Source organism: Streptomyces krungchingensis (assembly GCF_054729265.1).
This window is the reverse complement of sequence record NZ_JBPUKY010000001.1, coordinates 7,217,840-7,230,775: the sequence shown is the minus strand read 5'-3', so window position 1 is coordinate 7,230,775 and position 12,936 is coordinate 7,217,840. Positions and strand designations below refer to the sequence as shown.

At 71.4% G+C, this 12,936-nt stretch carries 13 protein-coding genes; 4 read left to right on the top strand and 9 right to left on the bottom strand.

Features of this window, described 5'->3' with window-relative positions; translation table 11 throughout:
• Positions 1 to 5 precede the first annotated feature (5 nt).
• The 3 genes from glyA to ACSYGO_RS31770 all read left to right on the top strand — a co-directional run bounded on the left by glyA (position 6) and on the right by ACSYGO_RS31770 (position 3,482).
• Positions 6 to 1,268 (top strand): serine hydroxymethyltransferase, encoded by a 1,263-nt coding sequence (glyA, locus tag ACSYGO_RS31780; RefSeq protein WP_426677873.1) that lies wholly within the window; start codon positions 6 to 8, stop codon positions 1,266 to 1,268.
• Between the two features lie 172 nt (positions 1,269 to 1,440).
• Positions 1,441 to 2,808 carry an L-serine ammonia-lyase gene (locus ACSYGO_RS31775; protein ID WP_426677872.1) on the top strand — a complete coding sequence of 456 codons (1,368 nt, stop codon included), beginning with the start codon at positions 1,441 to 1,443 and terminating at the stop codon, positions 2,806 to 2,808.
• Between the two features lie 116 nt (positions 2,809 to 2,924).
• Positions 2,925 to 3,482, top strand: coding sequence for a glycoside hydrolase family 25 protein (locus ACSYGO_RS31770; RefSeq protein ID WP_426677871.1), 558 nt, complete (start codon positions 2,925 to 2,927; stop codon positions 3,480 to 3,482).
• Here ACSYGO_RS31770 and ACSYGO_RS31765 read toward each other — a convergent pair whose 3' ends face one another.
• From ACSYGO_RS31765 to ACSYGO_RS31750, 4 genes are all read right to left on the bottom strand, one after another.
• Positions 3,483 to 4,166 (bottom strand): HAD family hydrolase, encoded by a 684-nt coding sequence (locus ACSYGO_RS31765; RefSeq protein WP_426677870.1) that lies wholly within the window; start codon positions 4,164 to 4,166, stop codon positions 3,483 to 3,485. It abuts the gene before it with no gap.
• A 77-nt stretch (positions 4,167 to 4,243) separates the two neighbouring features.
• On the bottom strand, positions 4,244 to 4,969 hold the full coding sequence (locus ACSYGO_RS31760; RefSeq protein ID WP_432172510.1) for an NADPH-dependent F420 reductase: 726 nt from the start codon (positions 4,967 to 4,969) through the stop codon (positions 4,244 to 4,246).
• A 586-nt stretch (positions 4,970 to 5,555) separates the two neighbouring features.
• Complete coding sequence (locus ACSYGO_RS31755) at positions 5,556 to 5,768, bottom strand: EF-hand domain-containing protein (RefSeq protein WP_095936784.1); 213 nt, start codon at positions 5,766 to 5,768, stop codon at positions 5,556 to 5,558.
• A gap of 60 nt (positions 5,769 to 5,828) precedes the next feature.
• Positions 5,829 to 6,776 carry a MerR family transcriptional regulator gene (locus tag ACSYGO_RS31750; RefSeq protein ID WP_426677868.1) on the bottom strand — a complete coding sequence of 316 codons (948 nt, stop codon included), beginning with the start codon at positions 6,774 to 6,776 and terminating at the stop codon, positions 5,829 to 5,831.
• 47 nt (positions 6,777 to 6,823) lie between these two features.
• On the opposite strand from ACSYGO_RS31750, the gene ACSYGO_RS31745 reads away from it, so the two are divergent.
• Positions 6,824 to 7,465, top strand: a complete 642-nt coding sequence (locus tag ACSYGO_RS31745) for a GNAT family N-acetyltransferase (RefSeq protein WP_432172512.1) — start codon at positions 6,824 to 6,826, stop codon at positions 7,463 to 7,465.
• 63 nt (positions 7,466 to 7,528) lie between these two features.
• Here ACSYGO_RS31745 and ACSYGO_RS31740 read toward each other — a convergent pair whose 3' ends face one another.
• From ACSYGO_RS31740 to ACSYGO_RS31720, 5 genes are all read right to left on the bottom strand, one after another.
• Positions 7,529 to 8,149, bottom strand: a complete 621-nt coding sequence (locus tag ACSYGO_RS31740; protein WP_426677866.1) for an ADP-ribosyltransferase — start codon at positions 8,147 to 8,149, stop codon at positions 7,529 to 7,531.
• A 67-nt stretch (positions 8,150 to 8,216) separates the two neighbouring features.
• Positions 8,217 to 9,437, bottom strand: coding sequence for a YncE family protein (locus tag ACSYGO_RS31735; RefSeq protein ID WP_426678038.1), 1,221 nt, complete (start codon positions 9,435 to 9,437; stop codon positions 8,217 to 8,219).
• A 5-nt stretch (positions 9,438 to 9,442) separates the two neighbouring features.
• Positions 9,443 to 10,324 (bottom strand): polysaccharide deacetylase family protein, encoded by an 882-nt coding sequence (locus ACSYGO_RS31730; RefSeq protein WP_460388536.1) that lies wholly within the window; start codon positions 10,322 to 10,324, stop codon positions 9,443 to 9,445.
• Positions 10,325 to 11,296: 972 nt separating this feature from the next.
• On the bottom strand, positions 11,297 to 11,905 hold the full coding sequence (locus tag ACSYGO_RS31725) for an ATP-binding protein (RefSeq protein ID WP_426678037.1): 609 nt from the start codon (positions 11,903 to 11,905) through the stop codon (positions 11,297 to 11,299).
• A 205-nt stretch (positions 11,906 to 12,110) separates the two neighbouring features.
• Positions 12,111 to 12,878 (bottom strand): enoyl-CoA hydratase/isomerase family protein, encoded by a 768-nt coding sequence (locus ACSYGO_RS31720; protein ID WP_426677864.1) that lies wholly within the window; start codon positions 12,876 to 12,878, stop codon positions 12,111 to 12,113.
• Between the last annotated feature and the right edge of the window lie 58 nt (positions 12,879 to 12,936).

Sequence of the window (12,936 nt, the reverse complement as noted above, 5' to 3'; positions counted from 1 at the left end):
ACCGCATGTCGCTTCTGAACACGCCCCTTCACGAACTGGACCCGGACGTCGCCGCCGCCGTCGACGCCGAGCTGCACCGCCAGCAGTCCACCCTGGAGATGATCGCGTCGGAGAACTTCGCTCCGGTCGCGGTCATGGAGGCCCAGGGTTCGGTCCTCACCAACAAGTACGCCGAGGGCTACCCCGGCCGCCGCTACTACGGCGGCTGCGAGCACGTCGACGTGGTCGAGCAGATCGCCATCGACCGCATCAAGGCGCTCTTCGGTGCCGAGCACGCGAACGTGCAGCCGCACTCGGGCGCCCAGGCCAACGCGGCCGCGATGTTCGCGCTGCTCAAGCCGGGCGACACGATCATGGGTCTGAACCTCGCGCACGGCGGGCACCTGACCCACGGCATGAAGATCAACTTCTCCGGCAAGCTGTACGACGTGGTCGCCTACCACGTGGACGACGAGACCGGCCAGGTCGACATGGCCGAGGTCGAGCGCCTGGCCAAGGAGTCCCGGCCGAAGCTGATCGTGGCGGGCTGGTCGGCCTACCCGCGTCAGCTCGACTTCGCGGAGTTCCGCCGCATCGCCGACGAGGTCGGCGCGTACCTCATGGTGGACATGGCGCACTTCGCCGGCCTGGTCGCCGCGGGTCTGCACCCCAACCCGGTGCCGCACGCCCACGTCGTCACCACGACCACCCACAAGACGCTGGGCGGCCCGCGCGGCGGTGTGATCCTCTCGACGGCCGAGCTGGCCAAGAAGATCAACTCCGCGGTCTTCCCCGGTCAGCAGGGCGGCCCGCTGGAGCACGTGATCGCGGCCAAGGCCGTCTCGTTCAAGGTCGCCGCCTCGGACGAGTTCAAGGAGCGCCAGCAGCGCACGCTGGAGGGTGCCCGCATCCTGGCCGAGCGCCTCGTCCAGGACGACGTGAAGGCCGTGGGCGTGGACGTCCTGTCCGGCGGCACGGACGTGCACCTGGTCCTGGTGGACCTGCGCAACTCCGAGCTGGACGGGCAGCAGGCCGAGGACCGCCTCCACGAGGTCGGCATCACGGTCAACCGCAACGCCATCCCCAACGACCCGCGTCCGCCCATGGTCACCTCCGGCCTGCGCATCGGCACGCCCGCCCTCGCCACCCGCGGCTTCCAGGCCGAGGACTTCACCGAGGTCGCGGACATCATCGCCGAGGCGCTCAAGCCGTCCCACGACGCCGCGTCCCTGAAGGCCCGCGTGTCCGCTCTGGCGGACAAGCACCCGCTGTACCCCGGCCTGAAGTAATTTCGTACGCTTTCTGGCGTACGTTTTGGTTCGTACGGTCCCCTTCGTACGGACGTCCGGGGCACCGCGCACACTGGATACCGAGCGCGGTGCCCCGTTCCATGCAGTCCCCGCAGTCCCTGCACCACCTCCACCGGACAACGGCGTCCGGCGCGACCACCAAGGAGTTCCCGTGGCCATCTCGGTCTTCGACCTGTTCTCGATCGGCATCGGCCCGTCCAGCTCCCACACCGTGGGCCCGATGCGCGCGGCCCGCATGTTCGCCCGCCGCCTGCGCAACGAGGGACTGCTCGACCAGGTGACCTCCATACGCGCCGAGCTCTACGGCTCCCTCGGCGCGACCGGCCACGGCCACGGCACCCCCAAGGCGGTCCTGCTCGGCCTGGAGGGCGCCTCCCCGCGCACCGTGGACGTCGAGGGCGCCGACGAACGCGTCGAGGCGATCAAGTCCTCCGGGCGGATCAACCTGCTCGGCGAGCGGGAGATCGGCTTCGCCTTCGACGACGACCTGGTCCTGCACCGCCGCAAGGCCCTGCCGTACCACGCCAACGGCATGACCGTCTTCGCGTACGACGCCTCCGGCGATCTCGTGCTGGAGAAGACGTACTACTCCGTGGGCGGCGGCTTCGTCGTCGACGAGGACGCGGTCGGCGAGGACCGCATCAAGCTCGACGACACCGTCCTGAAGTACCCCTTCCGCACCGGCGACGAGCTGCTGCGGCTGACCCGCGAGACCGGTCTGTCGATCTCCGCGCTGATGCTGGAGAACGAGCGGGCCTGGCGCACCGAGGAGGAGATCCGCGAGGGGCTCCTCGGCATCTGGCGCGTCATGCAGGCGTGCGTCTCGCGCGGCATGAGCCGCGAGGGCATCCTGCCCGGCGGCCTGAAGGTGCGCAGGAGGGCCGCCGTCTCCGCCCGCCAGCTGCGCGCCGAGGGCGACCCGCTGGCCCACGCCATGGAGTGGATCACCCTCTACGCGATGGCCGTGAACGAGGAGAACGCGGCGGGCGGCCGCGTCGTCACCGCCCCCACCAACGGCGCCGCGGGCATCATCCCGGCGGTCCTGCACTACTACATCAACTTCGTGCCGGGCGCGGACGAGGACGGCGTCGTCCGCTTCCTGCTCGCCGCCGGCGCCATCGGCATGCTCTTCAAGGAGAACGCCTCCATCTCCGGCGCCGAGGTCGGCTGCCAGGGCGAGGTCGGCTCCGCCTGCTCGATGGCGGCGGGCGCCCTCGCCGAGGTCCTCGGCGGCAGCCCGGAGCAGGTCGAGAACGCCGCCGAGATCGGCATGGAGCACAACCTGGGCCTGACCTGCGACCCGGTCGGCGGCCTCGTCCAGATCCCGTGCATCGAGCGCAACGGCATGGCGTCCGTGAAGGCCGTGACCGCCGCGAAGATGGCGATGCGCGGCGACGGCTCCCACAAGGTCTCCCTCGACAAGGTCATCAAGACGATGAAGGACACCGGCGCGGACATGAGCGTCAAGTACAAGGAGACGGCGCGCGGCGGCCTGGCGGTCAACATCATCGAGTGCTGACCCGGGCCGACGGACTCCCCGGCACCCCGCACGGGGGTGGGACGACCCGACGGAGGGAAAGCGGAGGCTAGCGCACCCGCGCATCCCCTGTCCCCCCACGACCCCAGGGAGCCCCCATGCTGCGAGGCGTCGACGTCAGCGCCTATCAGTCGTCCGCGTACGGCACCGACGGTCTCTCCTTCGTCTTCGTCAAGGCGACGGAAGGCCGTTCCTACGTCAATCCGAAGCTGACCGCGCAGGTGAAGACGGCGCGCGACGCCGGATGCGTGGTCGGGTTCTACCACTTCCTGTGGCCGGGGAACATCACCGCGCAGGCCGAGTACTTCGTGGGCAAGGCCCCGGAGAAGGCCGGCGACCTGCTCGCCGTGGACTGGGAGACGACGGGCGACGGCACGCACGCGAGCAACGCGGAGAAGGACCGGTTCATCCGCAAGGTGAAGGAGCTGCGGCCCCAGCACCGGGTGGTGCTGTACACGAACCGCAACTACTGGCTGAACGTCGACACCACCTCGTACGCCGGGGACGGACTGTGGATCGCCGACTACGTGACCGCGGGCAAGCCCCGCATCAAGGCCTCGTGGCGTTTCCACCAGTACACCGACGACCCGCTGGACAAGGACGTCGCGAACTTCGCCGACAAGGCCGCGCTGCGCGCCTGGGCCCTGAAGCAGTGATCAGGCGCCGGTGGCGCGGCCCCGGCCTGCTCCCCTGACGAAGGCCAGGATCTCGGGTGCCGCCTCGTCGAGGCTCCCGAAGTGGCGGTGCACGCCGTCCACTTCGGGCCCGTTGACGCCCCAGACCGTCATCCCGGCCCGCAGCCCGGCCGTCACTCCGGACGGCGCGTCCTCCACCACCAGGCAGTCCGCCGGACGGGCACCGAGCAGCTCCGCCCCGAGCAGATAGGGCACGGGCGACGGCTTGCCCTCGGCGACGGAGGCGGCGTCCACGACGACCCCGGGCACGGGCAGGCCGGTCCGGGCGAACCGGCCGCGCACCCGGTGCGCGTAGTTCGACGTCACCAGGCCCCACCTGCCGGGCGGCAGGGCGGCGAGCAGGCCGGCGGCGCCCGCGAAGGCGGAGTAGGTGCCGGTGCGTACGTCCTCGTCCTCCAGGGCGTGCAGGGCGGCCAGACACTCCGCCGGATCGCGGTCCGGGGCGACGGTCCCGAACGTCTCCAGGGGGCGGGTGCGCAGCGCGACCCGGTGGACCTCCTCGGGGTCCAGCCCGTACCGCTCGGCCCAGGTGTGCCAGACCCGGCGCTGGTTGTCCACCGCGTCGATCAGGGTGCCGTCGACGTCGAACAGGACGTACGGTCCGGTGGCCGTGTCCGGGGCTTGCCTCACGCTCTCGCTGTTCACGTCATGATCATGCCGGAAGGGTGCGGCCCGAGGACAGGCCGGGCCGCACCGGTGCCCGCGTTCCGTCGGGTGGGTTCTCAGGCCCGGAAGTCGGCCGAGCGCTCCGGCGACGCCTCGGCCAGCGCCTTCGTCACCGCGTCGGTGCCTTCCTGGAGGCCGTAGACCGGGGTGCCGGGCTGCTGGCGCCAGGAGTCGGCCAGGCTCCCGGCGTCGACGGTGTCGAAGCCGAGCTCGTCGATGAGGGCGCGGACGACGCGCTTGGCCGCCTCGTCGTCCCCCGCCACCGGGAGGGCCATGCGGTCGGGTGCGCCGGCCGGCCGGGGGCGGTCGAGGATGTCCTGGGCGTAGGTGCCGTTGAAGGCCTTGACGACGGTGTGGCCGATCTGCCGGGCCGTCCAGCCGCTCTCCGTGAGCCCCTCGTCCTCGATGGCGGCGATCTTGCCGTCGCGCTGCTGCGGGTAGTAGTTGCCGGTGTCGATGACGGCCACACCGTCCGCGGCCCCGTCGAAGAGCCCGGCCGGCAGGTCCGGCACCGCCTTCAGCGGGACCGTGACCACGACGAGGTCGGCGTCGCGTGCCGCGTCCCGGACCTCGACGGGTGTCGCGCCGGTCTCCTCGGCGAGCGCGGTGAGCGTGTGGGGACCGCGGGAGTTGGCGACGGAGACGTCGTGGCCGAGGGTGGTGAGCCGTCGGGTGAGGTTGCCGCCGATGTTGCCCGCGCCGATGATGCCGATCTTCATGAGTGCAACGCCCTTCCAGGGTTGATGCTCCTGATGGGGATCACCAACCCCGGTTCCGGGCACGCTATTCCGTCGTGTACGGCATTCGGGCGGGGCCTCTCCGGGATCCCCCGGTGCGTTTCCGTGGGCCTACGGCCCGGCGGTCCCCCGCGCTGACCGAGATCGGCCTGAACGGCCTCGTCCTCAATCGCCGGACGGGCTGAGCGGTGTGGCCCTCGGCTTTCACGTGGACGCGGGGTGTATGTGCGCACGCCCCCTCACACGTGCAGCCGGCCGCCGGCCGGAGGGGCCGTGCCGGTGAATCAAATGCCCGTCGCGGACGGCGACACGGACACACCGAGGATCCACCAGCTCCCTCCGCACGACGGCTGCGACGGGCGGATCACCGGCACGGACCCGCCCCACCCACCGGACCGAACCCGCACACCACGGACCCCCACCACGGCCACGGCGGGCTGATCACCAGACCGGACCCGCGGACCCCGGACCCCCACCACGGCCACGGCGGCCCGACCACCGGACCGAACCCGCGGCGGTACCACAGAGGGCGCCCACCGCACCGGCGCCCGCGCAGACCCGCGGCAGCACGGCAGAGGGCGCCCACCGGAGACCCGGTGGGCGCCCTCTGCACGCGTCGCACGGGGCGGCGTCACTTGTTCAGGTGGGCCCAGAACTCGTCGAACGAGAGGACCTTGTCCCCGTTGAGGTCGCGGGTCTTGATGATCACCTCGGCGACCGACTCGGTGACGTTCCAGTCGCCCTCCTGGGCCAGGGCGGTCTTGAACTCGGCTGCGGTGATGAAACCGTCACCATCCGTATCGATCCGCTGGAACTGCTTGCGTGCTTCCTCGATGTCCGCCACCGATCCGCCCCTTCGTCGTGCATGACTGCATGTAGTACTGCCGTGTTTACGGACGTCAGATTAACGGGCCGCCCCGGCACGGAGTGCGGCGAGTACCCAGGCGAACTCCTCCCGGTGGGCCGACAGCGGCTCCGTCCCCCGCACCAGCGCGTTCAGTTCCCGGAAACGGGCCATCTCGACATGCGCGGCGGACTCCATGCGTTCCAGGACGGCGGCCCGGTCGGCGTCGCCGAGCAGCCCCCGCAGCACCTCCTCCGCCTCCGGCGACCCGGGCTCGACGCCCCGCTCCAGCGCCTCACCGGCGAGCTGCACCAGCCGGCTCATGAACCACACGGAGGTGCCGGCCGGCACCTCGGGCCCCCGGTCCGCCGCGTTGAACTCGATCATCTTCCGCATCCGCGCCCGGAAACCCCGGTCCTGGATCATCTCGGCCAGCTCCACCCAGGCGTCCACCTGCTCGGGCGTCGGCTCCTCCGGCAGATCCGCCAGGGTGAACCGCATCCGGGTGCGGATGTCGGGGTCCGCCGTGTCCAGGCCCCCGAACGTCTCCTCCATGAAGTCGTCGACGATGCGCTTGCGTTCCGCGGCCGAGAGCCGCGCCAGCTTGTTCATCAGTGTCATCTCCTCAGCGGTCGAGCCGCGTCGCGCCACGGTCGACAGCACCGCCCGGGTCACCTGCAGCGAGCGGATCTGCGCGTCCAGCGCCGCCACGTGCGCGGCGGCCACCTCCGCGACCGTCGTCTCGCCGGCCAGCACCTTGCGCACGTCGTCCAGCCCCAGGCCGAGTTCGCGCAGCGTGCGGATCAGCTCCAGCCGGGCCACGGACGCGGCGTCGAACAGCCGGTAGCCGCCCGGGGAACGGGTCACCGGGGGCAGCGCCCCCTCGTCCGACCAGTACCGGATCGTACGGACGGACAGGCCGGTGCTCCGGGACAGCTCTCCGATGGTGAAGAGACCGGTGCCGTCGTGCGGGGGGTCATGGGGGTGGCCCCCCGGGGAAGACTGCATGTCTGCGAGTCTGGGCCTTCCAGTGGGTGGAGACTCAAGGGAGCGCCATGGCGACGGAGAACCTGCGGGACATTCTGGACGCGGTCGCGCGGGGTGACTTCCCGCCCGCGGACGGCGGTACGACCGTCGTGCCCCAGCCCAGCCACCGCGACGCCGGGGTCCTCGCCCTCACCGCGCACTCCGTCGTCTTCACCGACGAGGACCCCGGGTGGGTGCGCGAGGCGATGCGCGCCGCGCGCTGCGACGCACTCGCGGCCAGCATGAACGCACGGTTCCTGACCGCGTTCCTGGACCGCACGGGCCGTACGACCGACACGATCGACCTGCTCGCCGTCGGCTCCCCGCTGCCGGGTGCGCCGCCGCTGCGGCTCACGGAGATCGAGGACCCCGGCCATCCACGCGTGGCCGGCGCCCGGAAACGACGCGACGCCGTACGGGTGTGGGCGGCCGACGGCGGCGTCCTGGTCCTCGGGCGCGGGGTCGCGGGACGTCTGGAGGTCGCGGTCGAGGTGGACGAGCACGCCCGGCAACGCGGGCTGGGGCGGCAGTTGGTGACGGCGGCCCGGCATCTGGGCGGGGGTGAGCCGGTGTGGGCCCAGATCTCGCCGGGGAACGCCCGCAGTCTGCGGGCATTCCAGGCGGCCGGGTACCTGCCGGTGGGGTCCGAGGCGTTGCTCGTCGCCGCGTGAACCGTGGCACTCGGCCGGGGCCCGGCTGCCGCCCGGCCCGCCCGGGCGGCAGCCGAGTTCAGGTCAGTGCCAGGGCTCGTAGTACGGGTTGCTCTCGCAGTCGCTCATGATCTCGGTCTTGGTCTTCTTGTCGACCGGACAGACACCGATGATGTACTGGCGCGCGATGCCACCCGGAAAGGCGACCTCGACCTGGTCGGCCCACTTGTGCGTGTCACCGATCGTCTTGTTGACGTCCACGCCGCCGGGCGCGTCGATGTAGTAGTTGAAGCCGGACTTGTACCAGGTCTTGTACAGGTCGTGGTCGTACGTCGTCGACACGTACGGCGAGGGCTGGTTGACCAGGACGTACTGCTCGATGTCGTACTGCCCGCCGACCGTGTCCTTCGGGTAGAAGCCCTGCTCGAAGACGGTCGCCGGGCCGCGGCTGTCACTGCGGTACAGCGTGCCGCAGGTCTTGCGCCAGACCGGGGCGGGGGTGATCCGGTCGACGTCCACCCGGCGGTCGGCGGCGGCCTTGACCGGATCCGCGAACTGCGGGCACGCGGGGGCCGCGGCCCCGGCCGCCGGGGCGGCGGAGGTCCCGGCGGGGGCCGCGGCAGACGTCGCGGCGGACGTCGCGAAGACGGCCGCGAAGGAGAGGACGACGGCAGCGGCCCTGCGCCGCAGGCGAGTTGTGATCATGGCAGCACGATCCCGGGTCCGCGGTGGCGGGCCCGGGACCGTCACCCGTACGGCGGCGTGTCAGGTCCTAGCGGAAGATGCCGGTGTGGCCCAGCGAGTAGCGGCCCGGCTGCGGATACACCGCGAGGCCGTGCGGGCCGCTCCCGACCGGGATGCGGGCCAGCTGCGTGCCCGTGCGGGTGTCGATGGCGTACACCTCGGAGTCGTAACGGCCCGACAGCCACAGGACCTTGCCGTCGGCCGAGACCCCGCCCATGTCCGGGCTGCCGCCGCCCGGCAGCGGCCACTTCTCCGTGAGCCGGTTCTTCGTGAAGTCGAAGATGGAGATGGTGCCTTCGCCGCGGTTGGAGATGTACATCCGGCGGGAGTCGCGGCTGACGTACAGGCCGTGCGTGCCCTTGCCGGTGCGCAGCAGGGTCGGCTTGGAGAACTTGTCGCCGTCCAGGACCCATACGCCGCCGGCCATCATGTCGGCGATGTAGAACCTCTTGCCGTCGGGCGAGATCTTCACGTCCTGCGGCATCGAGCCCGTGAACGGGATCTTCTCCTGAGCGACCACCTTCATCTTCTCGGTGTCGACCTTCAGCACCTCGCCGCTGAACTCGCAGGACGCGATGAAGTAGCGGCCGTCCAGGGAGAAGTCCGCGTGGTTCACGCCGTAGCAGCTCACCGGCTCCGTCTTCACCCGCTTCATGGTGTGCGCGTCGCGGAAGACGAGCTCGCGGTCGAGCGAGGCCATGACGATCGCGTACTTGCCGTTCGGGGTGAAGTACAGGTTGTACGGGTCGTGCACCGGGACCGGCTTGCCCGCCTTGCCGGTCTTCGGGTCGATGGGGGTGAGGGAGTTGCCCTTGTCGTTGTTGACCCACAGCGTCTTCATGTCCCACGACGGGACGACGTGCTGGGGCTGTGTGCCGACAGGGATCGTCTTGACGACCCGGTACGTCTTCGGGTCGATGACCGAGACGGTGTTGGAGTTGGTGTTGGGCACGTAGACGCGGGACGGGAAGTCCTTGACCACCGGGGAGAGCTTGTTCGGGCGGTCCGCGGCGTAGACGTCCTTGGGGTTCAGCACCGGGGGCATACCGGGCAGGACCCGCACCTGCGGCTTCTTCGACGGGGGCGGCGGCTGGACGGCCGGCTTGCTGCCCAGGGCCTCGGTCGCGTGGTCCGTCGAGTCGCTGCCGCAGCCCGTGAGTCCGGTGAGCGCGGCGAGGGCGGCGAGCGCGGTGAACGCGGTGACGGCGACGCCGGTGGTCCGTGCGCGCCCGGCGGCGGTGGGGTGCATCTGCATCAGCTCAGCAGCTCCGTGGTGGTGACCGCGCGCAGGCCGCGGCGGTCGAGTTCGTGCAGGAGGGAGGGGAGGGCCGTCACCGTGTCCGCGTAGCCGAAGTGCAGGCTCACCACGGAACCGTTGCGGACCTCGCCGATGACCTTGCGGGTGACGGCGGGGGCGCCCGGCGAGGTGTAGTCGAGCGAGTCGACGTCGTAGGAGAGGACGTGGGGGTAGCCCGCGCGGCGGGCCAGCCGGGCGACTTCCGGGGAGGCGCGGGCGGTGCGGGAGGGTCTGAACCAGGTGCCGATCGAGCCGGTGAGCCGTTTCAGGCGGTCCGCGCAGCCGCGGATCTCCGCGTCGGCGTCCGCCTCCGGCATGGAGTTGATGTCCAGGTGGTGGAGGGTGTGGTTGCCGAGGTCGTGGCCGCCGTCGAGGATGCGGCGGGCGATGTCGGGGTGCTCGTCGAGCCAGGTGCCGACGGCGAGCACCGTGACGCGGGCGCCGGCCTTCTCCGCCTCGCCGAGCACCGATGCGGCGATGGCCGGGTCGCCCTGGCCGTGGAAGGTGAGGGCGACCTGCGGGCGGGTGCGGGGGCCGTGGGTGATCTCGGCGGGCTGGGACGGGAAGGTGCGGGGGGTGGAGGCGGTGGGGGCGGTGGGGGCGGTGGGGCTCGCGGTGCCGGGGGTGGGGGTCGGGGTGGCCGGGTGGCTGTCGGCGGGTCGGGGGGACGTGGATGTGGGCGTCGGCGGGGGTGCGGCGGCTCCGGCGGTGGAGCAGCCTGCGGTCAGCGTTCCGGCGGCCAGCGCGGCCCCGGATCGCAGCGCCGTCCGCCGGTCCGGGGCGGGGGGTGCGGGCGGTGACTGCGGGGGGTGTGCGGGCGGCGTGGTCACCCGCACCATTTAAGGGCGAAACGCCCGTGAAACTGCTGATTGGCCCTAGTGGGGGATGTACGGGTCGCGTGTGCGGTCCGCGGTACCGCGCCGGGTCCGATCCGGTCCGCCCCGGGGCCGGGGCGGTGGGCGGCCTCTGTTGCAGCGCTCCGGGTCCGGTCTGGTGATCAGCCCGCCGTGGCCGTCGTGCGGGTCCGGGGTCCGCGGGTCCGGTCTGGTGATCAGCCCGCCGTGGCCGTGGTGGGGGTCCGTGGTGTGCGGGTTCGGTCCGGTGGGTGGGGCGGGTCCGTGCCGGTGATCCGCCCGTCGCAGCCGTCGTGCGGAGGGAGCTGGTGGATCCTCGGTGTGTCCGTGTCGCCGTCCGCGACGGGCATTTGATTCACCGGCACGGCCCCTCCGGCCGGCGGCCGGCTGCACGTGTGTGGGGGCGCGCGTCCCCCAAGAAGACCGACCCCCGGTCCCACCTGAGAGCGGAGGGCGCCACCACCCCGTCCACGTGAGAGCGGAGTGTGCCGCGGGCCCGTCCACTTGAGAGTCGGGGGCACCTTTCAGCCCGTCCGGCGATTGAGGACGAGGCCGTTCAGGCCGATCTCGAGGGGTGTCGGGGAGCGCGGGAGCTGGGGGCAGCCCTGGCCCCGTCCACGTGAAAGCCGAGGGCCCGCACCTTTCAGCCCGTCCGGCGATTGAGGACGAGGTCGTTCAGGCCGATCTCGAGGGGTGCCGGGGAGCGCGGGAGCGGGGGTGCCCGGGGGTATGTGGGGGCGTCGGCGCGGGAGTTGGGCGGGAGGTGAACGTGGGGTGCACAGCGGGCGTACAGGTTCGGCGGTGCTTTTGGATCAGTCGGGCCCGTCTGCGATAGTCAGCGGTGCGACCTCCACCCATTGACCCGGGCCATGGTTGTCGCCGGCGCCGCGGATCACACCCCAATTCGTTCCGCGGCGCCCTTGGACCCCGGCTGCACGGCGGCCGGGGTCCCGCAGATCAGCGGTCGGCCACCCGCATCTCGAACCAGGTGGTCTTGCCGCGGGGCAGGAGATCGACGCCCCAGCGGTCGGAGAGCTTGTCGACGAGGAAGAGGCCACGGCCGCTCAGGTCGAGTTCCTGGACGGGCATCAGACAGGGCAGCCCGCGCGAAGGATCGCGGACCTCGATGCGGATCCAGCCACGGCGGCGGCGCATCCGGAGCCCGAAGACGCGGGCGCCGGTGTGCCGCACGGCGTTTCCGACGAGTTCCGAGACGAGTAAGACCGTGTCCTCGGTCATCTTGGGCGACAGCCCCCAGTGACGCAGGACCACGACCTGGGTGAGCCGCCGCGCGGTGGCCGCGGACTCGGGGCGGGACGGCAGCGGCACTTCCGCCTCGGTCGGATTGCCGAACAACTCCAGGGCCTTGAGCGCCCGTTCGTCCTCGACCGCAGGCGTCCAGCGCGCCGCGGTCGCACTCCCGTGCCGCCGCGGCTGTTCGATACCCTCCAGCCCCGCCATGCCCCCATCATGGCCGCCCACAGCATCCTTCGGGGGCGTTCCGGAGGAATACGCCCCCCGGAACACCTCATTCCGCAACATCCGATCGGCATATGCCAGAGGCAGTTCAGGTCTTTCGAGAGCCCGGCTGACCTGGGCGGACACACCCCGTCGGGGCAATCGCCGACGACCCCCGACAAGGTCGGCTTAAGGCTGCGTTAAGGCAGCCATAAACCGTCCCTTCGGGGGATGCCGGATAAGACACCGCGTCAACTGCAAGTGGATCAGCGGAATTTGTAAAGTGACTTTCGCTGCATTGCGCGGTGGACGCTCAGAGGAACTTGGCCTTTCCGGGGCCCTCCTCGACGAAGCTGCGCATCCCCCGCTCCCGGTCCTCCGTGGCGAACAGGCCCGCGAACCAGTTCCGCTCGATGGCGAGCCCGGTCTCCAGGTCCGTCTCCAGACCCGCGTCGACCGACTCCTTGGCCGCGCGCAGCGCGATCGCGGGACCCTGCGCGAGCTTCGACGCCCAGGCGTGCGCGGCGGTGTACACCTCGTCGGCGGGGACGACCCGGTCCACCAGGCCGAGGGAGAGCGCCTCGTCGGCCTTGACCATCCGGCCGGTGAAGATGAGGTCCTTGGCCTTGGACGGGCCGATCAGACGGGACAGCCGCTGGGTGCCGCCGGCACCGGGGATCAGGCCGAGCAAGATCTCGGGCTGGCCCAGCTTGGCGTTCTCCGCGGCGATGCGGTAGTCGGCGCAGAGGGCCAGTTCGCAGCCGCCACCGAGCGCGTATCCGGTGACGGCGGCGACGACCGGCTTGGGGATGCGGGCGACGGCGGTGAAGGAGTCCTGCAGGGCCCGGGACCGCACGACCATCGCCGCATGGTCCATGGCCTGCATCTCCTTGATGTCCGCGCCCGCCGCGAACACCTTCTCCCCGCCGTACAGGACGACCGCGCGGACGTCCGCCCGGCGCGTGGCCTCCTCGGCGAGCTCCTTGAGCCGGTCCTGCGTGGCGACGTCCAGCGCGTTCATGGGCGGGCGGTCCAGGCGGATGGTGCCCACGCCTTCGGCTACTTCGAGATGCACAGTCATGGGAGCAGGTTAGTGGGCGTTAACGGCGACGGGCCGGGTGTGCTGAGTCACAGCACAC

Excerpts from the sequence above, each read along its gene's own strand:
- ACSYGO_RS31750 (WP_426677868.1), bottom strand. The coding sequence starts at position 6,776 with ATGCAGTCTTCCCCGGGGGGCCACCCCCATGACCCCCCGCACGACGGC.
- ACSYGO_RS31720 (WP_426677864.1), bottom strand. The coding sequence starts at position 12,878 with ATGACTGTGCATCTCGAAGTAGCCGAAGGCGTGGGCACCATCCGCCTG.
- glyA (WP_426677873.1), top strand. The coding sequence starts at position 6 with ATGTCGCTTCTGAACACGCCCCTTCACGAACTGGACCCGGACGTCGCC.
- ACSYGO_RS31730 (WP_460388536.1), bottom strand. The coding sequence starts at position 10,324 with ATGGTGCGGGTGACCACGCCGCCCGCACACCCCCCGCAGTCACCGCCC.
- ACSYGO_RS31770 (WP_426677871.1), top strand. The coding sequence starts at position 2,925 with ATGCTGCGAGGCGTCGACGTCAGCGCCTATCAGTCGTCCGCGTACGGC.
- ACSYGO_RS31735 (WP_426678038.1), bottom strand. The coding sequence starts at position 9,437 with ATGCACCCCACCGCCGCCGGGCGCGCACGGACCACCGGCGTCGCCGTC.
- ACSYGO_RS31740 (WP_426677866.1), bottom strand. The coding sequence starts at position 8,149 with ATGATCACAACTCGCCTGCGGCGCAGGGCCGCTGCCGTCGTCCTCTCC.
- ACSYGO_RS31745 (WP_432172512.1), top strand. The coding sequence starts at position 6,824 with ATGGCGACGGAGAACCTGCGGGACATTCTGGACGCGGTCGCGCGGGGT.